This window comes from Kribbella kalugense (assembly GCF_004365875.1).
In the GTDB taxonomy this organism is placed as follows: domain Bacteria; phylum Actinomycetota; class Actinomycetes; order Propionibacteriales; family Kribbellaceae; genus Kribbella; species Kribbella kalugense.
Window position 1 is genome coordinate 2300418 of sequence record NZ_SODF01000002.1, and the last position, 21228, is coordinate 2321645.

Here is a 21228-nt window from a genome sequence, read left to right on the forward strand (position 1 = left end):
GTGATGCGAAGGAGCGCGCCGTACTTCGTCGTCAGCGCGGTCTTCCATTATCTGGGGCCGGCGTTCGCCGTGCTGCTGTTCTCGCGGATCGAGCCGCTTGGCGTGGCTTGGTTGCGGATCGCCGCGGCTGGGGCGATCTTCTCGGTATGGCGTCGGCCGTGGCGAGCCTGGCGACTGCTGTCCTGGAGTACGCGTCGGTTGGTCATCGGCTGGGGCGTGGTGCTCGCGGTGATGAACTGTTGCTTCTACCTGGCGATCGATCGGATCCCGCTCGGAACGGTTGCCGCGGCCGAGTTCGCGCCGGTGATCGTGCTGGCCGCGATCGCGGTCCATTCGCTGCGGAACCTGCTGGCGCTGGTGTTCGCCGTGGTCGGTGTCTACGTGCTGACGGACATCCGGTTGTCGCACGACTGGATCGGGCTGGTGTTCACCGCGCTGAATGCGGTGCTGTTCGCGGCGTACGTCGTACTGGGTCATCGGGTGTCGCGGGCGGACGGGCTGCGGCGGATCGACGGGCTCGCTTTGGCGATGGGAGTCGCGACGGTGCTCGCGCTACCTGTTGGACTGGACGCAGCAGTCCCGGCGTTCAAGGACCCCGGACTGCTCGCTGCGGCCGTCGGCGTCGGGGTGTGTTCGTCGGTGATCCCGTACGTCGCGGATCAGTTGGCGATGGCGCGGGTGAGGCGGTCCACGTTCGCGGTGATGCTGGCGTTGCTGCCCGCCACGGCGACGGTGATCGGTGCCGTCGTACTGCGGCAGTTCCCGCAGCCGGCCGAACTGGCGGCGGTCGCGATCATCGTCGTCGCGGTCGGGCTGCATCGCGAACCTACGTAGCGCTCACGGAGAAGTCCTGCCAGTCGGCCCAGGTCTTCAGGCGATCGGCGTACGCCTGCCGCACCAGCTCGTAGCCCTGGCCGAGGAAGACATGCAGCGGTGGGTTGGGAGCATCGGCGAGCTCGAGGATCGCCCGCCCGGCACCGGCCGGATCGTCGAAGTCGACGGACGACACGTACGCCGCGAGGGCCGCCCGCTGCTCGTCGTACAGCGGGTTCGGGTCGGCGGACACGCCGCCGGTCAGGCCCTCGGTCGCGTAGCCGCCGGGCTCAGCGACGGTGACCTTGATACCGAAGCCGGCGACCTCTTGGGCGAGCGCTTCACTCAGACCTTCGAGGGCCCACTTGGACGCGCAATAGCCGCCGCCGAGCAGGAATCCGGTCAGGCCGGCGACCGACGAGATCTGGATGATGTGTCCGCTCCCTTGCGCGCGCAAGAACGGAAGCGCGGCCTGGACCACCCACACCGGACCGAAGAGATTGGTCTCGAGCTGGTCGCGCAGTTGCTGTTCGCTGATCTCCTCGATCGCCCCGGAGAGGCCGTAGCCGGCGTTGTTCACGATGACGTCAAGCCGGCCGAAGTGGCTGTGGGCCTGTTCGACGGCCTCGAAGACGGCGGCTTTATCGGTGACGTCGAGTTCGAGCGGGAGTACGGCGTCGCCGTACGTGTCGACCAATTCTGTGAGGCTCTTCCGGGCGGTCGCGGCGACCCGGTCGCCGCGAGACAAGGCGGCCTCGACGAAGTTGCGGCCGAGGCCGCGGGACGAGCCGGTGACGAACCAGACCTTGCTCATGCAGGCCTCACGTTGTGGTTGCCGGCAAAGAGGTTGGCCGGGTCGTACTCGCGCTTGACGGCCGCGAGTCGTTCGTACGTGCTCGCCGGGTAGACCTCGGCAACGTCAGCATCGTCGGCGTCGGACAGGAAGTTCGCGTAGGCGCCGGTAGCCAGTGGATTGAGCCGGTCCCAGAGCTTCTGCCAGGCCGGACGGGTCGCCTCGATCACCGGCGGCGGGCCGATCGTGGTCGTCGCGAACATCAGCTCCGCATCCCGGTACGCGTACGCCGTGGCGTCGGCCGCGACCTCGGCCACAGCTCCGCCGACAGTGCGGATTGCCATGATCGGCGAACTCTGCGTGGCGCCGGTCTCGGCGAGGATCCGCAGTACCTCAGGGACGGAATCCTTGTCGACAAAGGCACTTCGGGTGACCAGCTGGATGCCGGGCGGCGGGACCGCGCCGTCCACCAGAACCTCGGCGTACGGCCGGAGCGCGACACCGTCGGCGAGCACGGTGCCGAGCTTGCGGATCGGATCGATCGCCTGGGCGGCGAGCGCCGGGTCGTCACCGTCGAAGGCGACCTCGATCTCCAGCGGAGCCTCAGGCCCGCCCAGGAACGGGTTCGAGCGCTCGGTGGTCGAGTTCCGGTTGAACGTGTAGGACTTACGGGCATGGCAGATCTACAGCAGTTCGAGGACGCCTATGACCGCGCCGAAGCTGCTTATGTGGGCGGGATCCAGGCGGACCTTCCGAGGGCGGAGATGGCGCGGCTGGCAGGTGCGGTCGCGGCTGCGGCCGACGAGTTGAACACCGAGGCCTACCGCCGCCTGAGTGCCTCGCCCGAGTCCGAAGAGCTGGACCGCCTGACCGACCTGACCGAGCCACTCAACGAACTCTGGACCGACATCCACAACGCCTACCGCGCCTAGCCCAGCAGTTGTTGCCACAGCCGGCGTCGGTACATGCCTCGTGGAGCTAGCTGCTACCGCCGACATTCTTGGCTGTTGTGGAGTTACAGGCGGCCAGGTGATGCTCAGTGGGAGGTCGCGATGTAGAGGGCGGCTTCGCGGACCATTGTGATGAGTTCTGGGGGAGCTATTACCTGGGCGGCGCCGGCTTGGGCTAGGACGGCGGCTTGGGCTTCGTGGGGGTTTTCTAGGTCGGTGTGGAGGATCCACCAGCCGTCGGAGGCCGGGAGCATCGGGGTGGTGGGGCGGAAGCGGCGGATGGCGTGGTCTCGGACTTTTAGGGTGATGGGGTAGGAGGGGCGGGAGGCTTGGAACTCTCGTTGGGATTGGGCCCAGTAGGTGGCTAGGTCGAAGTCGGGTGGGCGGGTGAAGGGGGTGCTGGTGAGTTCGGCTGAGGTGAGGCGGGAGAGGCGGTAGGTGCGGAGACGGCCGTCGGTGCGGGCGGCCACGAGGTACCAGGTGCGGGCCTTGGCGACCAGGCCCAAGGGGGAGACCTCGAATGGTTCGGTGCCGTCTGCGTAGATGATCGCGAGACGTAGTTCTTCCCAGAGGGCTTGGCGGGTTAGGTCTAGCCAGCGGGGGGTTTCGCGGCGGTCGTCCCAGCCGGCGTGGTCGATGAGGAGGCGCTGGCGGGCGTACTCGGCCTCTCGGCGGGTGGCTTCCGGGAGGGACGCGATCAGTTTGGTGACGGCCAGTTCGCTGGAGGCGTCGAGGCCGAGATCGGCCAGGACGTGGGCGGTCGCGCCGACGAAGACCGACATCACCTCGGACGGCGTGAGTCCTGTCAGCCGGGTGCGGTAGTCGGGGAGGAGCGCCCAGCCACCGCGGCGGCCGCGGATCGAGTAGATCGGGACGCCGGACAGGCTCAGGACCTCGAGGTCGCGCTGGATCGTGCGCGGCGAGATGTCGAGCGCCTGCGCGAGCTGCGCGACCGTCGTCTGGCCGCGCGTCTGCAGGTACAGCAGGAGCCGGAGGAGCCGTTCTGCGCGCATATCTCGACTATCTCAGGAAAATAAGCCATGGATGGGCGTCTTTTCTCCCTACGGTCGCCCACATGACTGCAGTCGAGGTCGAAAACCTCTCGATGTCCTACAAGGCTCCGGTTCGCAAAGGCGGCCTCCGCGCGGCTCTCGGGTCGCTCGTCAAGCGGGAGTACAAGACGGTCCAGGCCCTCGACGAGGTGTCGTTCGCGATCGCCCGCGGTGAAGTCGCCGGCTTCATCGGGCCGAACGGCGCCGGCAAGACCACGACGATGAAGATCCTCTCCGGGATCCTGCACCCGACCGGCGGCGCGGTACAGGTTCTCGACAACGTCCCGTGGCAGCGCCGGGCCGTCTTCCTCAAGCGGATCGCGTTCGTCCGCGGCAGCCAACCGGTCGGCGGTTCGCAGGAGCTGACCGTGATGGACTCCCTCGAGTACCAGCGCCTGCTGTACGACGTCCCGCGCCCGGACTTCCGCCGTACGCTCGCCGAACTCGAAGCGCTCCTCGACCTGGAACCCCTGCTGGAACGGCAACTCCGCGCCCTGAGCCTCGGCGAACGGATGCGGGTCGGCCTGGCGATGGCGCTGATCTACCGGCCCGAGGTGCTGTTCCTCGACGAGCCGACGATCGGGCTCGACGTCAGCGCGGCGAGTCAGATCCGCGAGTTCGTCTCGGAGTACGTCGAACAGACCGGCGCGACCGTACTCCTGACCAGCCATTACATGGCCGACGTCGCGTCGTTGTGTCCGCGGCTCATCCTGATCGACCGCGGGCGGGTCGAGTACGACGGTCCGCTGGCGGAGCTGTCCGCGCGATTGTCACCGTACAAGCTGATCCGGATCTCGACGCAGGGGGATCCGACCGCGTTCGGCGAGGTGGTGGAGAAGGCTGACGGGCAGTGGGTACTGCGGGTGCCGCGGGATGAGGTCGCGGGGACGACCGGCCGGCTGCTGCAGGCGCTCGACGTCGTCGATCTCGCGATCGAGGAGCCGCCGTTGGAGAAGGTCATCGACCAGGCATACCGGGGCGGGTTGCGATGAGAACCGCAGTATTGCTGGGGTTTCGGCTCCGTCAGGAGGTGCTGGAGTGGTCCGGCGCCTGGTGGTTCCTGCTGACGCTCGTGGTGCAGGCTGTGGTCGCGCCACTGATCGGACTGTTCGTTTGGTCCGCGGTCTATCCGGACGATCCGTCGATCGCGCGGTACTACGTCGCGGTCATCCTGGTGACGTTGATGACCGAGTCGTTCGAGCAGCACACGTTCTCCGAGCGGATCTACGACGGGACGCTGAGCCACGAGTTACTTCGCCCGCAGCCGGTGGTGATCGGTGTGATCGGGATGAACCTCGCGATCCGGGCCTGGTTGACGTTGCTCGGTGCGCCGGTTGTGGTGCTGACCGGGTTCGCGTTGCGGGCCGGGTTCGATTGGTCGGCGGTGCTGCGGAGTACGCCATACATCGTGGTGGCCGCCGTACTCGTTTTCTTGTGGACGTTCTTGCTGGCGCTGACCGCGTTCTGGACCGATCGAGTGCACGCGGTGGTGGGCTTTGGGAGCCAGCTGATCTTCCTGTTCGGCGGTACGGCGGCGCCCATCGGGCTGCTGCCCGACACCTGGCGCCGGGTCGCTGAGGTGCTGCCGTTCTACGGGATGAACGGTCTCCCGGCCGAGATCGCCGCCGGCAGGCGGTCGGGCGGCGGGCTTGGTTATCAACTGATTTGGGTGGTGGTGCTGGTGGCAGTGGTCACGGTCGTATGGCGGATCGGCGTACGGCGGTATACGGCGGTGGGATCGTGAAGCTGCTGCGGCTGGTGGGGGTGGGGTTCTCGATGGCGCTGCGGCGGAGTGTGGCGTTCCGGATCAACCTGGTGTTCGACGTACTGCTCGCCTTCACCGGCCTTGGTACGGCGGTGGCCGCGGTGCTGATCGTGTTCACGCGGGCGGACAGTCTGGCGGGGTGGTCGAAGGCGGAGTTCCTGGTGCTGATCGGGACGTATCAGTTGATCACCGGGCTGCGCGGGACGTTCATCGATCCGAACCTGTCGTGGTTCCCCGAGACCGGGATCCGGAACGGGAAGCTCGACGGGTATTTGTTGCAGCCGGCATCGAGTTTGTTCCTCGCCAGCCTGTCGTTGTCGTCGCCGCTCGCACTGATCCAGTTCGTGCTGGGCATCGGCGTGCTGGGCTGGGGGATCGCTGGTCAGTCGCTGACCGCAGCCGGGGTGGTCAGTTGGTTGGTGCTTGTCGTGGCGGGGCTGGTGGTGACGTGGGCGTTGAGCGTGCTGCTTGCATGTCTGGCGTTCTGGGCGCCGAAGCTGCAGTTGGACGTGTTCTTCCACTCTGCTTGGCAGTTGGGCCGATATCCGACGGATGTGTTCGCGCGGCCGATTCGGGTGGTGCTCACCTACGTGTTCCCGATGGCGCTGATCGCGTCGGTCCCGTCGGCGGCACTGTTGCGTGGGCCGCAGGTTGGGGTGTTGGTCGGCGGGGTGCTTGCGGCCGTCGGGGCGGCTGTGTTGGCGGGGGCGGCGTGGCGGGCCGGGTTGCGGCGCTATACCGGTGCGACGTCTTGATGTGCGCTAAGGACAGGAGGTAGTCCGCTTTTGGCCCCGTTCCAGCCCAGCGTCAGGCGGGGGATGGCATATGCGTACATGTCTACGTCCTGTTCTTAATGCACAGGAAACCAGCCGCCTGCCGGGTTAGTCTCCCGGGCATGGTTGATGCCAAGTTCGGTGAGCCTCGGTTGGTGGCGGTTTATGACTTGCTGGATGCGGGGCGGGGGGATCTGGAGCACTACGCGGCGATGGTGAGTGAGTTCGGGGCGCGCCGGGTGCTGGATGTGGGGTGCGGGACGGGCGAGTTGGCTTGTCTGCTGGCCCGGGACGGCGTGGACGTGGTCGGGGTGGATCCGGCGGAGGCTTCATTGGAGGTTGCTCGGGGCAAGGAGTTTGCGGACCGGGTGCGATGGATCCATGGGGATGCGACGACGTTGCCGCCGTTGCGGGTGGACCTGGCGGTGATGACGGGGAACGTGGCGCAGGTGTTCCTGACCGACGATGAGTGGTCGGCGACACTCGACGGCGTACATGCGGCCGTGAAGCCTGACGGGCGGTTCGTGTTCGAGACGCGGGATCCTTCGCAGCGGGCGTGGGAGGAGTGGACGCGGGAGAACACGCATCAGGTGCAGGAGATCCCCGGTGGGACGGTCGAGAGTTGGACCGATCTGCTCAGCGTGGAGTTGCCGTTCGTGTCGTTCCGGGGCACGTACGTGTTCTCGTCCGATGGCGCCGTACTCACGTCCGACTCGACGCTGTGGTTCCGGGAGCGGGACGAGATCGAGGAGTCGCTGGTGGCGGCCGGGTTTGCGGTTGACGAAGTACGTGGGGCTCCGGATCGGCCGGGGAAGGAGTTCGTCTTCGTTGCTAGGAGGCTTTGAGCAGGGCAGTCAGCGTGTGGTGGGCGGTGCGGGACATGACCGGGTTGGTCTCGACGTAGTACCAGAGGCAGCCGATGGCCTGTGCGAACGACCAGCCCATGCCGCGGCGCCACTCGGCGTCGTCGCTGCCTAGCGCAGTGCGGAAGACAGCGCGTGCGGTGGGATCGAGCAGGTTCCACGCGGGCTGGAGATCCATCGCGGGGTCGGAGACGGTGAAGGTGCCGACATCGATGACGCCGGCCAGGCGGCCGTCGTTGGCGAGCAGGTTGCCGGGCATCAGGTCGCGATGTGTCCAGACGTCCGGCTCGGTGCGGGGCGTCGTCCGCAGATCCGCCCACAACCGGGCGAGACCGTCAACGTCGATCATCCCGCGACTGCGCTCCAGCCCGTCCGCGACGTACTCGTCCTGCGACGTCAGCACCCCACCGCGCCACGACCCCGTGAACACCCGCCCATTGGTCGGGTCCGCCCGCAGCGCCAGCACAAACCGGGCCAGGTCCTCGGCGAAAGCAGTCGATCCGGCCACGTCTGCGTCGTACGCGATCGTCCCGTCGACCCAGCTGTAAACACTCCAAGGCAGCGGATAGGTCTCGCCCGGCGCGCCGATCGCGATCGGTTCCGGCGTCGGGTACGGCGAGATGCGCCGCAACCGCCGTGCCGCATCGGCCTCGTCGTCGAGTTCCTGACGAATCGCGACCGCATCACCCGGCATGATCGGGAAGCGGGCAACGAGGTCCTCGCCGATCCGGAACAGGGCGTTGACCGTCCCGTGCGAAGGGGCCGCCCGCACCGCGAGCCCGCTCCAGTCCGGGAACTGCGTCCGTACCAGACCCTCGACCAGCTCGACCGTCACGTCCAGTTGTCCCGCATGCATCACCACCCGACGAAGTATCCCGGGCGGCCTAACCCGCCTGCACGTCAATTACCGGCGCCACTCGGGCCGACCCGATGCCGCGATCCGGCTTGCCCAGCCGGAACCGGACCTTGCCCTTCAGTACGGTCCCGGACTCGGCCTGCCCGTCGACCAACTCCTCACCGGGGAACAGCGTGAACGTCCACCGCTCGTTGTCCTCGCAGTCCGGCGGCGTCGCACCACACTGCAGTACGCGCGCGCCCCAGACCTGACGAGTCATCCACCGCCGGGTGTCCTGACCCAGTACGACGAAGTCGTCCGAGCCGATCACGTCGTTGTAGCTGCCGAGCGATGGTCCGTATGACCCGATCACACTCACTACTAGGTGCCACGGCCGTCCGCCGGGCAATGGGACCCCATCGGGCAGGCGCTCGTCGAATACGTCGGGCGACGGTGTGGGTCTTACTTCTGACGGCAGCGGGCGGCGCGTGTCCAGCTTGGCCGGGTCCGGTACGAGGAGTGCGCCGTACTCCACCTCGTCGGCGAAGCGGGCGGTCGCGAAGTGGTCGGTGAGCGCCTGAGTCGCCTTTTCCGCGCGGTCCCAGTCAAAGGTGTCGAGCAGGTGCTCGCGGGTGATCGCGGGCAGGCCGCGGTCGCCCAGGAAGCTGGCGAGCGGCTCCCAGGCTGCGACCAGCCGGTCGACGGAATCGTTCATCCCGGGACACGTTAGTGACCGGGTCGGACAGATCTCAGTGGGTCGCGAGTGGGCGGGCGCGATCGGTCGCCAGCCGGATCGCGAAGACGGCGAGAGCGGTGCCGGTGAGGTAGCGGTGGATGCGCATCCAGCTCGGGCGGCGGGAGAGGAACACGGCGACCGAGCCGGCGGTGATCACGAAGACCGCGTTCATGACGACGCCGACCGTGAGCTGGGTGAGGCCGAGGACCAGGCTTTGCACGCCGAGGTGCCCGCGGGACGGGTCGAGGAACTGGGGGAGCAACGAGATGTAGAGGATCGCGATCTTCGGGTTGAGCAGGCAGGTGAGCAAACCCATGCCGAACAGCTTGCGAGGCCGGTCGGGCTCTAGCTCCTGCGTGGCGAATACCGAGGTGCCGCCGGGGCGGAGTGCGTTCCAGGCGAGCCAGAGCAGGTACGCCGCGCCCGCGAGCTTCAGCGTCAGGTAGATCTGGGGCACGAGCGCGAACAGGGTCGCGAGGCCGGCGCTTGCCGCGAGCAAGTACACCAGGAACCCGATCCCGACCCCGGCCAGCGAGATCAGGCCGGCGCGACGACCCTGGGCGATCGAGCGGGAGACCAGATAGATCATGTTCGGCCCCGGTACGATCACCAGGCCGAGCTCGACCAGGGCGATCCCGAGCAGCGCCTCGTTGCTGACCAGCATCCCGTGTCCCTTCCTCGGCGTACGGCGAACCTAACAGCGCGAGCCGGGCCGCGGCTGGAGGTTTCCAAGGGGCGGTCTCGCGGCTATTCCATTCGCGGTTCGCGTTCACCCTCGGTTAGCGTGGGGGTGTACGCCTGACGGTTTGTGAAGGAGACGGTATGAGCGACAAGTCCAGCGAGCCGGCGGACGATCTGCAGAAGAAGTTCCGGGAAGCGCTCGAGAAGAAGAACGCCGGGAACCACTCGCACCCTGGCAACGGGGCGCGCGGGCAAGGGGTCGGCGAAGCGCACAACGACAAGCAGAAGCGCCAGTTCCGGCGCAAGTCCGGCAGCTGAGTCAGCCAACTGTCCATCCATCCGCATGAGCCCCGGGTCCCCGCCCGGGGCTCGACCTTTTGTTACCGCAGGATTGTCAGGGCGGGATCGTCAGCGCCGGTACGTCGACGCCGGATCTCCAGGGCCGGTTGTTCGAGGGCCGGATCTCCAGCGCCGGATCGTTCCGGGGGAGCCCGGCGGTGCGGCCGTTCGTCCCGGACTCCAGCGCCGGACCTCCGGGGTCGGATCGCGAGCGCCGGTACGTCGACGCTGGATCTTCGGGGGCGGACTCTCGGTGGATGGATCTCGGGGGTGGAGCCTGGGCTCGACTAGAGTCGGGCGGGTGAGTGTGCCGCTGCATTTCGTGGTCAAGACCCGGCTGGTGGAAGTGGTCGAGCGGCTGGGGGAGGGCTCGGCGCTGCCGCCGGAGCGAGTGCTGGCCAAGGAGTTCGGGGTCTCGCGGTGGACGATGCGGCAGGCGATCCGGGAGCTGATCGCCGACGGTCGGCTGCGGGCACGGCAAGGTCAGGGCACGTTCGTCGCGACGCCGAAGCTGGTGCAGCCGTTGGCGCTGGTGAGTTACACCGAGGCGCTTCGGGCGCAGGGGCACACGCCGGGACGTGAGGTGGTGGCGTTCGACGAGATCGCCGCCGATGCCGAACTGGCCGAGCAGCTCGGCATCTCCGCGGGTGATCCGGTCCACCGGCTGGAGCGGGTGTTGTCCGCGGACGGGCAGCCGATCGGCCTCGAGACGACGTACCTCGCCGTGGTCCGCTTCCCGACGTTGCGCGAAGTGCTGGACCCGACCGGCTCGCTGTACCGCTGCCTGACGGACAAGCTCGGCGTACGGTTCGGCGAGGGTGAGGAACTGGTCGAGACCGTGATCGCGACCCCCCGCGAAGCCGAACTCCTGAAGGCCACCCAGTCCCTCCCGATGCTCCTCCTCCACCGCACCAGCCGCGACACCGAAGCCCGCCCCATCGAAGCCGTCCGCTCCCTCTACCGCGGCGACCGAGTAGGCTTCCGAGCCACCCTCCGCCCGTAACTCCTCCCGCACTCCGCCTCACCCGCTGCGCCTAGCGCCGCACGCCCCTCGCCAGTGGTTGCGGACGGCCAGCCCATCACAATCGGCGCCGACGGCGCGATCGCCGCGGGGGAGCGCCCGGCGGGCGGCGTTGTGATGGCCTGGGGGTGCGGCGCCCTCCGTCCCTCGCCCCAGACGGCCTCCGTGACTCTCCGCCGTCCCCGGACGCTCTCCGCGCGACCCTCCGCGTCTAGCCTCAGCCGGCCTTCGCGCCTAGCCCCCCGACGTCCTCCGCGCGACCCTCGTGTGTGGTCCCGGACGGCCAGGCCATCACAATCGGCGCCGGCGGCCGCGACCACCGCTGAGCGGCGCCCCACGACACGCATTGTGATGGCGTGGCGGTGCGCCTGATCATTCGCCGGGCGTGTACCTGATGGCCTCCGGGCGACCGCTGGGTCTTGGCCCGGAGGGCCAGGCCATCACGCTCGCTGTCGGCGGCGCGACCGCCGCGGGGAGCGGCTTGTGGTTCGGGTTGGGGTGCGGGGGATTGTTTGGTGGGTGTTTACCTGGGGGTTGGGCTTCGCGCATGCTTTCTTCATTGGTCCGGACCAATCTGGGTCGTGACGAGAGGAGTTGGCGTGCGGGTGGTTGTGGTGGGTGGAGGGGTGCTGGGCACGTTTCATGCCTGGGAGGCGGTACGGCGGGGGCATGAGGTGGTCCAGGTCGAGCGGGAGCTCGAGGGCCGGGGTGCGAGTGTCCGGAACTTCGGGCTGGTCTGGGTCAGCGGGCGCGCCGACGGTGCCGAGGTGGTTCTCGCGCAGCGGGCCCGGGACCTGTGGGCCGAGATGCCCGGCATCAGTGTCCGGACGGTCGGCTCGCTGACCGTCTGCCGGACCGAGGCTGAGCTGGCGGTCGCGAAGGAAGCGGCGACCCGGCCGGATGCGGCGGCGCGTGGGTTTCAGGTGCTCGACGCTGAGCAGACCCGGACCCGCAACCCGGCGTTGAAGGGCGAGCTGCAAGGTTCGCTCTGGTGTGCGCGGGACGCGATCGTCGAGCCGCGCGAGGTACTGCCGGCGCTCCGCGCCGAGCTGATCAAATCGAACCGCTACCAGTTCCTCGGGGGACGGGAAGTGCGCAACGTCCAGGACAGCCGGGTCGTCGACGACCACGGCGACACCCACGAGGGCGATCTCGTCTTCCTCTGCACCGGCGCGTGGCACAGCGGCCTGATCCGGGAGCTGACCGACGACCTCCCGGTACGACGCGTCCGCCTGCAGATGATGCAGACCGCGCCGCTCGACGAGATCCTCACCACGGCCGTGGCCGATGCGGACAGCTTCCGCTACTACCCGGCGTACAAAGCGGACGATCTGCCGCCGCAGGCTCCGATCGCCGACGAGCACAAGATGCAGCTGCTGATGGTGCAGCGCAACCACGGTGGTCTGACGATTGGTGACACCCACGAGTACGAGGAGCCGTTCTCGTTCGATGTGCGGAGCGAGCCGTATGAATACTTGCGGGACGCGGTCGAGAGCATTCTTGGACGCGAGCTGCCGGCAATCGTTCAGAGATGGGCCGGGGTGTATTCACAGGCGACCAGCGACGAGGTCGTCGTACGGCGGGAAGTTGCCGAAGGCGTGCACCTGGTCACGGGGCCGGGTGGGCGCGGCATGACGATGTCGCCGGCGATCGCCGAGGCAAGCTTTGAAGGGATCGACGCATGATCCAGCTCGCAGTGCTCGACATGGCGGGTACGACGGTCGCCGACGACGGACTCGTCGAGCGCGCGTTCACCGCTGCGATCGGTGCCCAAGGCATCGATCCGGGGACAACGGAGTACGAGCGGATGATCGAGCATGTCCGCGCGACGATGGGCGAATCGAAGATCACCGTCTTCCGCGCGCTCCTCCCGAGCGAGGAGGCAGCGCAGGAAGCGAACACGGCGTTCGAGGATGCCTACGGCAACCTTATCGACGGGCTGAAGCCGATCGACGGTGCCGAGGACGCGATCCGGCAAATCAAGGACGCCGGGATCAAGGTCTGCCTGACCACTGGATTCTCCGAGATCACTCAACACCGAATCCTGACCGCCCTCGGCTGGCAGCAGCTGGCCGACCTCACTCTCTGTCCGGCTCAGGCGGGCCGCGGCAGACCGTACCCGGACATGGTCCTCAAGGCCCTGCTCGAGCTGCGCGCCGACGGCGTACAGAACGTGGCCGTGGCCGGTGACACCGCCTACGACATGGCGACCGGGATCCGGGCTGGTGCTCCGATCGTGGCCGGCGTCCTGACTGGTGCCCACGGCAAGCAACAGCTCGATGCCGCGGGCGCGACCCACGTACTCGAGTCGGTCCGGGACCTCCCCGGCCTGCTCCTCGATCGAAGGCTGGACAAGTGAAGGCACTCACGACCCTGCTCGCCGCCACTCTGTTGCTCACCGCAACCGCCGCATGTGGCGGCACTGGAGTGGCGTCCACCAACGAGAAGACTGTCACGGTCTACACAGCGGACGGCTTGGCCGACTGGTACAAGACCCGATTCGACGCGTTCACCCAGAAGACCGGGATCAAGGTCCAGACGGTCGAGGCCGGCTCCGGTGAGGTGGTGTCGCGGCTGCAGAAGGAGAAGTCGAACCCGCAGGCTGACGTCGTCGTGACGCTCCCGCCGTTCATCCAGAAGGCGTCCGCGGACGGTCTGCTGCAGAAGTACGACGTACCCGGCAGCGATCATGTGAAGGGCGTCAAGGGCGACGACTACGTCACCGTCGTCGACAACTACCTGTGCTTCATCGCCAACCAGCAGGCGGGTACGCCGAAGTCGTACGACGACCTGCTCGACCCGAAGTTCAAGGGCAAACTGCAGTACTCGACCCCGGGTCAGGCCGGTGACGGTACCGCCGTACTGCTGCTGCTCCAGCACCTGCTCGGTAAGCAGGGCGCGCTCGACTACCTGAAGAAGCTCGAGGCCAACAACGTCGGCCCGTCCGCGTCGACCGGCAAGCTGCAGCCCAAGGTCAGCAAGGGTGAGCTGCTGGTCGCGAACGGCGACGTGCAGATGAACGCCGCGTCGATCGCTAACGACAAGTCCGCGTTCAGCATCTTCTTCCCGGCCGGCACGGACGGTAAGCAGACCACGCTGGCGCTGCCGTACGTGATGGGACTCGGTGCCGGTGCGCCGAACGCCGACGGCGGGAAGCAGTTGATGGAGTACCTGCTCTCCACCGACGCACAGCAGACGATCTCGAAGGACGCGTTCGGGGTACCGGCGCGGGACGACGTGAAGCCGACCGACGCGAACTTCCAGACGGTCGAGAAGGTGACCAACGGTGTCGAGGTCTGGCAGCCCGACTGGTCCGCGGTGCTGACCGGTCTGGACGCGGATGTGGCGGCGTACATGAAGGCTGTGGGATGACGGTCCAGCTTGAGGACGTCACGGTTCACTTTGGTAATAAACACAGTGGCCGGACGTGCGCGCTGGAAGGGTTCGACCTGAGCGTCGCGGCCGGTGAAACGGTCGCGCTGCTCGGGCCGTCCGGCTCCGGGAAGTCGACCGCGCTGAAGGCAGTGGCCGGGTTCGTCCGGCCGACGCGCGGCCGGATCCGGCTGGCCGGTAACGACGTCACCGATCTCCCGCCGGCGAAGCGGGGGATCGGGGTGGTGGTCCAGCAGTACGCGCTGTTCCCGCACCTGCGGGTCGCGGACAACGTCGCGTTCGGCCTGAAGGCGGCGCACAAATCGAAGGCCGAGGTGACCAGGCGGGTCGCCGAGATGCTCGAGATGGTCGGCATGACGCCGTACGCGCGCCGCTTCCCGAGGGAACTGTCCGGCGGTCAGCAGCAGCGGGTCGCGATCGCGCGGGCACTCGCGATCCAGCCGCCCGTACTGCTGCTCGACGAGCCGCTCGCCGCGCTCGACGCGCAACTGCGCGCGGACATGCTCGGCGAACTGCAGAAGCTCCGCCGTGAGGTGCCGGACATCGCGATCGTCTACGTCACGCACGACCAGTCCGAGGCGCTCGCGCTCGCGGATCGGATCGCCGTGATGCGGGACGCCAGACTGGTCGACATCGCACCGGCCACCGAGTTGTACGCCGCTCCGCCATCGGCCTTCACCGCGTCGTTCCTGGGCGGTGCGAACCTGCTGCCCGTCGAGCCGTCCGGCGACGGCGTGAAGGTCGCCGGCCACCTGCTTCCAGGCGTGAAGGCCATCCCGGGTCGAGAGTTGCTGTGTATCCGGCCGCACGCCGTGCAGCTCGCCGACGGTGGACTGCCGGGGCGCTTGGTGGCGTCCCAGTGGCGAGGAGCGTCCAACCAGCTCACCTGCACGGTCGACGGGCTGACGGACGTCTCGGTGCGGATCGACGTACCTGCGGATCGACGGGTGCCTGAGCTGGGTGCCGCGATCTCGATGGTGCTGCCTGTAGAGGCGTGCAGCCTGGTTCCGGCGGAGACGCGTTGATGGCTGTCGAAGCGCTCAGCGCTACCGTTGTCGTCAGCAACGAACGGCGGCGCGACGGCAAGTGGCTGTGGGCGTTGCCGCCCCTGCTGCTGATCGCCGTCCTGGTCGTCTACCCGTTGGTGCTCGTGGCGGCGGAGTCCGTCCCGGCCTGGGGTGGTGTGATCGAGTCGGCCGAGTTCCGGGACGCGTTGGTGCGGACCGTGCAGATCGCGGTCAGCTCGACTATCGGTTGCCTGCTGGTCGGAACGTTCCTCGCGGTCGTGATCAGCTTCGTGCCGTTCCCCGGTGCGCGGGTGGTCGCGGGACTGGTCGACACGATGCTCGCTTTGCCGTCGTTCCTGGTCGCGCTGTCGTTCACCTTTATCTACGGCACGACCGGGATCCTGCGCGCCGGTGGATTCCTGACCTCGCCGTGGGCAGTCGTCCTGGCCGAGGTCACGTTCTACACGCCGTTCGTGATGCGCCCGTTGCTGGCGGCAATGAGTCGGTTGCCGCGGGCACAGCTCGACGTCGCGGCGAGTCTGGGTGCGGGGCCGTGGCGAGTGCTTCGGCAGATCGTCCTGCCCGAGGTGCGGCCGGCGCTGGTCGCGGGTGGCAGTTTGACGTTGCTGTTGACGCTGAACGAGTTCGGCATCGTCCTGTTCCTCGGCGCGAAGGGCACGACCACGTTGCCGATGCTCGTGCACACCAAGGGCATCGTGATGTTCGACTACCCGGGTGCCTGCGTGATCGCCGTCGTCCAGATCGCGCTGTCCCTCGGCCTGTACGCCGTACTGCGAATGGCACTCGGAGGTCGCCGTGCTCGTCTGGACTAAGTCCGGGAAGGCGATCGTCTGGGTCGCCTTCGCCGTGGTCTTCTGCGTGCTGGTCCTGGCGCCGTTCCTGGTGGTGATCGCGGCCGCGTTCGCCGGTTCCTGGAACGGGATGCTGCCCTCGGATCCGACCGCCGATCACCTGCGGCAGGCGTTGTCCGGCGACGAGCTGGCCTCGTTGTCGGTGAGTCTTCAGACCGCCTTCATGGGTGGACTGCTGGCCGTCGTCTTCGGGACCTGGGGTGCAATGGCGGCGGCTGGAACGCGGTTGGCGAGGGTCGCGGACGCGTTGCACCACTTGCCCATCGCGGTGCCGTCGGTCGTCGTTGGGCTCGGTCTGCTGGTCGCGTTCTCGCGACAGCCGATCCTGCTCAACGGGACCAAGTGGATCGTGGTGATCGCGCACCTGGTCCTGATGGTTGCCTTCAGCTACGGAACGGTTGCCGCGGCGCTGCAACGAATCGACCCGTCCTACGCCGATGTTGCTGCGTCACTCGGCGCCTCGCCGGCCCGGGTCCTGTGGCAGGTCCGGCTGCCCATGCTGCTGCCTGCAATCGCGTCAGCCGCCGGGTTGTCGGTCGCGCTCTCGATGGGCGAGGTCGGCGCCACGATCATGGTCTACCCGGCGTCGTGGCGAACCCTGCCGGTCAGCATCTTCGCGCTGACCGACCGCGGTCAGGCGTTCGTCGCCGCGGCCGAGGCAGTGGTGCTGCTCGCGACCACCGTCGTACTCGTCCTCATCCTCGATCGGTTGCGGGGTCGGGCTGCCGAGCGCTGAGCAGTGAGGCGAGCCGTCCGAGCTCGGGATCCCAGGCCACCTGGTGGTTCGCGGCGTCTTCGGCCGAAGCGAACCCGGTGTGGCTGAGCACCATCCGGGTGCCGTCGGCAACCTCTGACAGCTCGACCTCGACCCGCGTCGGCTCGTCGTCGGTGCCGTCCCACTTCCAGCTGAACACCAGCCGGTGGGGCGGCTCGACCTCGAGGTAGGTGCCGCGGACAACATGCGGTCCCATCTCGACGACGTAGTCGCCGCCGGCCCGGACATCGGCTTGCACCTTGAGCTCCAGCTGGGGATTCGGGCAGTACCACTGGACCAGCAGGTCGGCCCGGGTCCAGGCGTCGTACACCTTGCCGATCGTTGCCGGCAGCACCCTTTCGATCCGGATCTCAGTGTCCATCGTGGTCCCCTCGCAGGAGTTCTTCCAACCGGTCAACGGTGCTGTTCCAGTACGACGCGAGGTCGCCGAGCCACTGCTCGACCTCACCGAACGCCTCCGGCCGGATCGTGCACACCACGGTCCGGCCGACCTTCCGGCGCGTCACGATGCCGGCGTCGACCAGCACCCCCACGTGCTTGGTCATCGCCGGCAAGGTGATCCGGTGCGGCTCGGCGAGCTCGCCCATGGTCGCCTGGCCCCGACTCAGCCGGCCGACGATGGCCAGCCGGGTCGGGTCCGCGAGCGCTCCGAAGGTCGTCGTCAGCACGCGTGATACTTCACCAGGTGGTGAACTGTTCTGTCAAGGGCGCACCTCGAAGACCAGGTTGAACGGCGTCTGCGCGACAGTCCGGAACCGGGTGAACCCGGCCGCCTTGGTGACGTCCTGGATCCGCGCCGGACCAGCCTGCGTTCCGAGCGCCAGCCCGACCGGCTGGGACAGGGACGCCGGCGTACAAAGCAGCGTGGAGAAGCCGTAGTACGCGCGACCGACCGGGTTGAGGTTGTCCTCGACATGATCCCCGGCCATCGGCTCGACCAGCATCCACGTGCCGTCCGGCGCCAGCGACTCCCGCACGTGCCGGGCCGCGCCGACCGGATCGCCCATGTCGTGCAGGGCGTCGAAGGTCGTCACCAGGTCGTACCCGGATCCGCTGAAACCGTTGGCCGGCGCGACCTCGAAGCTCACCCGCTCACCAAGGCCCGCCTCCGCAGCCCGCAACCGAGCCGTCTCGATGGACGCCTGGTGGTAGTCCGACCCGATGAAGGTCGACTGCGGGAACGCCTCGGCCATCAGGATCGTGGACGCACCGTGCCCGCAGCCGATGTCGGCCACCGTCGCACCGCGCTCCAGCTTCTCGACCACGCCCTCGAGCGCGGGCAGCCAACTGGCCAGCAGGTTCGCGTTGTACGACGGCCGGAAGAACCGCTCGCAGCCGACATGGACGTCGGACGTGTGCTCGTGCCACCCGACCCCGGCGCCACTCCGGGCCGCCTCGATCGTCTCCGTGGTGTGCTGCAACGTGCCCAGCGCGATCTGGAAGAAGCCAGGCAGGTACGCCGGGCTGCTCGGATCGGTCATGGCCACGGCGTGCTCCGGTGGCAACGTGTAGCGGCCCGTACCCGCGTCGTACTCGACGATCCCGCCGGCGGCCTGGGCGTTCAGCCACTCGCGGGTGTAGTGCTCGTCGGTGCTGGTCCACTCGGCCAGCTCACCAGGTGTGGCCGGGCCGTGGTCGGAGAGTGCCTGATAAAAGCCGAGCCGGTCACCCATCACGACCAGGGCCGCATTCAGCGTCGCCCCCACCTCGTCCACAGCCTTGAAGACGAACCCCATCAGCTTGTCGCCGTCGATTGCAACAGTCATTTGCTTTCCCCCTTGAGTTGTACGGCGAACCTAGGCAGCGGCAGCGGGCCATCGCATCAGGTGGGGCACCTGGTGCACACTGCGGAACATGCTCATCGGGCGGGCGGCCGAGTGCCGGGAGATCGAGCAGCTGTTCGCGGGGGCGCGGGTCGGTGCCGCGGGTGTGCTGCTCGTGACAGGCGAGCCCGGAATCGGCAAGACCACCCTGCTCGACGAGGCCGCGAGAATGGCCGATGGCCTACGGATCCTGCGAGCTCGCGGTACCGAGGCCGAGCGCGAGCTCCCGTTCGCGGCGCTCCTTCAACTGCTGCGGCCAGCTCTCGCGAGCCTCGACCGCATCCCTGGTCCGCAGCGCTCGGCGCTCGCGTCCGCACTGGCACTCGACCCGGGACCGGACCCCGGGAGTCCCGCCGATCGCTTCGCCGTCGGTGCGGCAACGCTCAGCCTGATCTGCCGGTACGCCGAAGATGCACCGCTGGCGTTGATCGTCGACGACGCACATCTGCTGGATCGTCCGTCCGCCGAAGCCCTGCTGTTCGCGGCTCGTCGGTTGGTGGCCGACCCGATCGTCATGCTGATCGCTGCCCGCGTCCACGAGCCGCATCCACTCGAAGCTGATCTACCGCGGCTCCAGCTGGACGGGATTCCGCTGGAGGACGCGCGGCAGATGGTCGGCCACCACCTGGCCGAGGAGCTGCACCGAGCCGTGGCCGGCAATCCGTTGGCCCTGCTGGAGCTGGCGGACGATCCGGACCGCGTGCACCGGATGCCTCCGGGTGTACCGGTCCCGGTCCCTGCGATGCTCACAGAAGCCTTTGCTGCAAGGGCAAACCGGCTGAGTTCGGACGCGCGCGCTGCGCTGCTCGTGGCGGCACTCGACGACGGCGAGCTCGGTGCAGTGTCTCGGGTGTGCGAGGAGCTTGGCGTCGACGTTGCCGCGCTGGCGGAGGCCGAAGCGGTCGGGCTGATCGTCATCCGCGACGGTGAGGTGGTCTGGCGGCATCCCTTGGTTCGCTCGGCGATCTACACGAGCGCCGATCCGGCAGAACGGCGTACGGCGCACCACGCGGTGGCTCGCACTACGCCGGACGACGACCGGCGCGCCTGGCATCTGTCCGAGGCCGTTCTCGGAGCTGACGACGAGGTGGCGGCCGGACTGGTCGTTGCGGCCGAGCACGCGGCCGCTCGGGGAGCACATGCGGTCGCGGCGACGGCGTACGAGCGGGCTGGTCGGTTGAGCCAGGGACTGCCGGATCGCGCACTCAGGTTGGTCGCCGCCGGTGAGGCTGCTTGGTCGGCGGGGCTGGCGGAGCGAGCGGAGACGTTGCTGGCTGATGCGTTGATCCTGCAGCCGCCGTTGCCGGTGCGGATCCGCGCGCAGGAGATTCGCGGGGACATCGAGGTCAAGTGTGGTTCGCCGCTCCGGGCTCGCGACCTCCTGATTGCGGCCGCCGCGGAATGCGACGACCCGGCTGTCGCCACCGGGCTGCTCGCCGACGCAGTCGCGGCCTGCTTCCGGTCGTGTGATGTCGTGAGCGGTCTGGAGGTGGCCCACGATCTCGATCGGCTGCTGCCTGCCGTCGACCGCCCGGGTCCGCGCATCATCGGGTTGCTGGCCAGCGGCGTCGCGAAGATCCTGGCCGGACGTGGCGGAATGGATCAGATTCGCGAGGCGATCGAGCTGGCCCCGTCCGACGAACTGGATCGCGATCGTCGCCGTCAGGTCTGGATGATGCTGGCGGCCTTGTTCCTCCGGGAGACGGGCTCCGGCCGTACGCTCCGCCATCAGGCGATGCTCGAACGTCGCGAGCAGGTCGCCCTCGGGACGCTGCCCGGGTTGCTGTTCGTACTGGCTCGCGACGACGCGACGACTGATCGCTGGGCCGATGCGGGAGCGTCGTACGAGGAAGGGATCCAGCTGTCCCGCGAGACTGGTCAGACGGCCGAGCTGGCGATGAATCTGGCCGGATTGGCGTGGCTGTGGTCGCACCAGGGCAAGGCCGAGTGTCAGGAGCTCGCTGCGGAGTGCCTGCGGATCTCTGCCGAGCGGGAGATCCACCTGGGCACGGTGTGGTCGTTGTTCGCGCTGGGGGACCTGGAGCTGGGTCGTGGCGATCCGGCTGCGGCGCTGCCGCACTACGAGCGGCTGGTCGCCGTACTGGCCGAGAACGGTCTCAAGGATCCGGACCTGTCGCCGGCGCCGGAGCTGGTCGAGGTGTATCTGCGGCTGGGGCGGTCCGACGATGCGCAACGGGTGGCGGGCGAGCACTCTGCGCTGGCTGAGGCGAAGGGTCAGCCGTGGTCGCTGGCGCGCGCCGCACGTGCTCGTGGTGTGGCCGGTGACAGCGAGGCGGACTTCCTTCTGGCGCTGGGCTTGCACGAAGAGACTCTGGACGCCTTTGAGCTTGCGCGGACCCGGTTGGCCTACGGTGCGTGGCTGCGGCGGGTACGACGGCGGGTGGACGCGCGGACGCAGCTGCGGCTCGCAGTGGAGGGTTTTGACGCGCTGGGTGCGCTTGGCTGGGCGGACCAGGCTGCGGCCGAGCTCAAGGCGACCGGTGAGACCGCACGGCGTCGAGTGCCGAGCACTGCGGACGAGTTGACCCCACAGGAGCGGCAGATCGCCGTACTGCTCGTGGGTGGGCACAGCATCCGGGAGGCGGCGGCGCGGCTGTTCCTGAGCCCGAAGACCATCGAGTACCACCTGCGCAAGGTGTACGCGAAGCTCGGCATCCACACCCGCGCCGAGTTGGCCGAGCATCTCAACCCTGGCACTGCCTGAACGTACGCTGGC

25 protein-coding genes are annotated in these 21228 nt (G+C 68.2%); 16 read left to right on the forward strand and 9 right to left on the reverse strand.

All coding sequences use genetic code 11. From position 1 onward, the window contains the following. Positions 1-3 precede the first annotated feature (3 nt). Positions 4-834: an EamA family transporter gene (locus tag EV650_RS28860; RefSeq protein WP_202874966.1), complete on the forward strand. Its 831-nt coding sequence runs from the start codon at positions 4-6 to the stop codon at positions 832-834. Here the strand turns inward: EV650_RS28860 and EV650_RS28865 are convergent. Together EV650_RS28865 and EV650_RS28870 are read right to left on the reverse strand one after the other, a co-directional pair. Then, a complete protein-coding gene (locus tag EV650_RS28865) occupies positions 827-1627 on the reverse strand; it encodes an SDR family NAD(P)-dependent oxidoreductase (RefSeq protein WP_134122109.1) in 801 nt (266 codons plus the stop codon). The two genes, EV650_RS28860 and EV650_RS28865, sit on opposite strands and share 8 nt — an antisense overlap. After that, entirely contained in the window at positions 1624-2121 is a 498-nt protein-coding gene (locus tag EV650_RS28870; protein ID WP_238174508.1) for a BBE domain-containing protein, read from the reverse strand. Before EV650_RS28870 ends, EV650_RS28865 begins: the two co-directional genes overlap by 4 nt. A gap of 10 nt (positions 2122-2131) precedes the next feature. Here EV650_RS28870 and EV650_RS41175 point away from each other — a divergent pair, with 10 nt between their 5' ends. Then, positions 2132-2269, forward strand: a complete 138-nt coding sequence (locus EV650_RS41175) for a hypothetical protein (protein WP_238174509.1) — start codon at positions 2132-2134, stop codon at positions 2267-2269. Between the two features lie 11 nt (positions 2270-2280). Then, the gene (locus EV650_RS28875; RefSeq protein ID WP_134122111.1) at positions 2281-2538 is read left to right on the forward strand and encodes a hypothetical protein; all 258 of its coding nucleotides are present in this window, start codon (positions 2281-2283) and stop codon (positions 2536-2538) included. 104 nt (positions 2539-2642) lie between these two features. Here the strand turns inward: EV650_RS28875 and EV650_RS28880 are convergent, their stop codons facing one another. After that, positions 2643-3569 carry a helix-turn-helix transcriptional regulator gene (locus EV650_RS28880; RefSeq protein WP_134122112.1) on the reverse strand — a complete coding sequence of 309 codons (927 nt, stop codon included), beginning with the start codon at positions 3567-3569 and terminating at the stop codon, positions 2643-2645. A gap of 62 nt (positions 3570-3631) precedes the next feature. Between EV650_RS28880 and EV650_RS28885 the strand changes: the two genes are divergently transcribed. The 4 genes from EV650_RS28885 (at position 3632) to EV650_RS28900 (ending at position 6991) form a co-directional block, all read left to right on the forward strand. Then, positions 3632-4600 (forward strand): ABC transporter ATP-binding protein, encoded by a 969-nt coding sequence (locus EV650_RS28885; RefSeq protein WP_134122113.1) that lies wholly within the window; start codon positions 3632-3634, stop codon positions 4598-4600. Continuing rightward, on the forward strand, positions 4597-5352 hold the full coding sequence (locus EV650_RS28890) for an ABC-2 family transporter protein (RefSeq protein ID WP_134122114.1): 756 nt from the start codon (positions 4597-4599) through the stop codon (positions 5350-5352). The genes EV650_RS28885 and EV650_RS28890 overlap by 4 nt, the downstream gene beginning before the upstream one ends. Beyond that, positions 5310-6128 carry an ABC-2 family transporter protein gene (locus tag EV650_RS28895; RefSeq protein ID WP_134122115.1) on the forward strand — a complete coding sequence of 273 codons (819 nt, stop codon included), beginning with the start codon at positions 5310-5312 and terminating at the stop codon, positions 6126-6128. The genes EV650_RS28890 and EV650_RS28895 overlap by 43 nt, the downstream gene beginning before the upstream one ends. 140 nt (positions 6129-6268) lie before the next feature. After that, complete coding sequence (locus EV650_RS28900) at positions 6269-6991, forward strand: class I SAM-dependent methyltransferase (protein ID WP_134122116.1); 723 nt, start codon at positions 6269-6271, stop codon at positions 6989-6991. Here the strand turns inward: EV650_RS28900 and EV650_RS28905 are convergent. Genes EV650_RS28905 through EV650_RS28915 form a run of 3 tightly spaced genes read right to left on the reverse strand, consistent with a single transcriptional unit; the run spans position 6978 to position 9244 of the window. Next, positions 6978-7865, reverse strand: a complete 888-nt coding sequence (locus EV650_RS28905) for an aminoglycoside phosphotransferase family protein (protein WP_238174593.1) — start codon at positions 7863-7865, stop codon at positions 6978-6980. The genes EV650_RS28900 and EV650_RS28905 overlap by 14 nt on opposite strands. Before the next feature lie 28 nt (positions 7866-7893). Next, the gene (locus EV650_RS28910; protein ID WP_134122118.1) at positions 7894-8559 is read right to left on the reverse strand and encodes a hypothetical protein; all 666 of its coding nucleotides are present in this window, start codon (positions 8557-8559) and stop codon (positions 7894-7896) included. Between the two features lie 34 nt (positions 8560-8593). Further along, positions 8594-9244: a LysE family translocator gene (locus tag EV650_RS28915; RefSeq protein WP_202874968.1), complete on the reverse strand. Its 651-nt coding sequence runs from the start codon at positions 9242-9244 to the stop codon at positions 8594-8596. Between the two features lie 158 nt (positions 9245-9402). Between EV650_RS28915 and EV650_RS40485 the strand changes: the two genes are divergently transcribed. The 8 genes from EV650_RS40485 (at position 9403) to EV650_RS28950 (ending at position 16629) form a co-directional block, all read left to right on the forward strand. Continuing rightward, on the forward strand, positions 9403-9579 hold the full coding sequence (locus tag EV650_RS40485; RefSeq protein WP_166678306.1) for a DUF5302 domain-containing protein: 177 nt from the start codon (positions 9403-9405) through the stop codon (positions 9577-9579). Between the two features lie 322 nt (positions 9580-9901). Further along, the gene (locus EV650_RS28920) at positions 9902-10603 is read left to right on the forward strand and encodes a GntR family transcriptional regulator (RefSeq protein ID WP_134122119.1); all 702 of its coding nucleotides are present in this window, start codon (positions 9902-9904) and stop codon (positions 10601-10603) included. Between the two features lie 617 nt (positions 10604-11220). Beyond that, a complete protein-coding gene (locus EV650_RS28925) occupies positions 11221-12306 on the forward strand; it encodes a TIGR03364 family FAD-dependent oxidoreductase (RefSeq protein WP_134122120.1) in 1086 nt (361 codons plus the stop codon). Further along, the gene (locus EV650_RS28930; protein WP_134122121.1) at positions 12303-12980 is read left to right on the forward strand and encodes a phosphonatase-like hydrolase; all 678 of its coding nucleotides are present in this window, start codon (positions 12303-12305) and stop codon (positions 12978-12980) included. Before EV650_RS28925 ends, EV650_RS28930 begins: the two co-directional genes overlap by 4 nt. Next, complete coding sequence (locus EV650_RS28935) at positions 12977-13993, forward strand: 2-aminoethylphosphonate ABC transporter substrate-binding protein (protein WP_134122122.1); 1017 nt, start codon at positions 12977-12979, stop codon at positions 13991-13993. The genes EV650_RS28930 and EV650_RS28935 overlap by 4 nt, the downstream gene beginning before the upstream one ends. After that, the gene (locus EV650_RS28940) at positions 13990-15039 is read left to right on the forward strand and encodes an ABC transporter ATP-binding protein (RefSeq protein WP_134122123.1); all 1050 of its coding nucleotides are present in this window, start codon (positions 13990-13992) and stop codon (positions 15037-15039) included. The genes EV650_RS28935 and EV650_RS28940 overlap by 4 nt, the downstream gene beginning before the upstream one ends. Beyond that, complete coding sequence (locus tag EV650_RS28945) at positions 15039-15854, forward strand: 2-aminoethylphosphonate ABC transporter permease subunit (protein ID WP_134122124.1); 816 nt, start codon at positions 15039-15041, stop codon at positions 15852-15854. Before EV650_RS28940 ends, EV650_RS28945 begins: the two co-directional genes overlap by 1 nt. Then, positions 15838-16629 carry an ABC transporter permease gene (locus tag EV650_RS28950; RefSeq protein WP_134122125.1) on the forward strand — a complete coding sequence of 264 codons (792 nt, stop codon included), beginning with the start codon at positions 15838-15840 and terminating at the stop codon, positions 16627-16629. Before EV650_RS28945 ends, EV650_RS28950 begins: the two co-directional genes overlap by 17 nt. Here the strand turns inward: EV650_RS28950 and EV650_RS28955 are convergent. From EV650_RS28955 to EV650_RS28965, 3 genes are read right to left on the reverse strand one after another with little or no spacing between them, the layout of a single operon-like run. Continuing rightward, complete coding sequence (locus tag EV650_RS28955) at positions 16589-17029, reverse strand: SRPBCC family protein (RefSeq protein ID WP_134122126.1); 441 nt, start codon at positions 17027-17029, stop codon at positions 16589-16591. The genes EV650_RS28950 and EV650_RS28955 overlap by 41 nt on opposite strands. Next, positions 17019-17336 carry an ArsR/SmtB family transcription factor gene (locus tag EV650_RS28960; protein ID WP_134122127.1) on the reverse strand — a complete coding sequence of 106 codons (318 nt, stop codon included), beginning with the start codon at positions 17334-17336 and terminating at the stop codon, positions 17019-17021. The genes EV650_RS28955 and EV650_RS28960 overlap by 11 nt, the downstream gene beginning before the upstream one ends. A 33-nt stretch (positions 17337-17369) precedes the next feature. Further along, complete coding sequence (locus EV650_RS28965; protein WP_134122128.1) at positions 17370-18434, reverse strand: class I SAM-dependent methyltransferase; 1065 nt, start codon at positions 18432-18434, stop codon at positions 17370-17372. Positions 18435-18522: 88 nt separating this feature from the next. Between EV650_RS28965 and EV650_RS28970 the strand changes: the two genes are divergently transcribed. Further along, on the forward strand, positions 18523-21216 hold the full coding sequence (locus EV650_RS28970; RefSeq protein ID WP_134122129.1) for a helix-turn-helix transcriptional regulator: 2694 nt from the start codon (positions 18523-18525) through the stop codon (positions 21214-21216). The last annotated feature ends 12 nt before the right edge of the window (positions 21217-21228 follow it).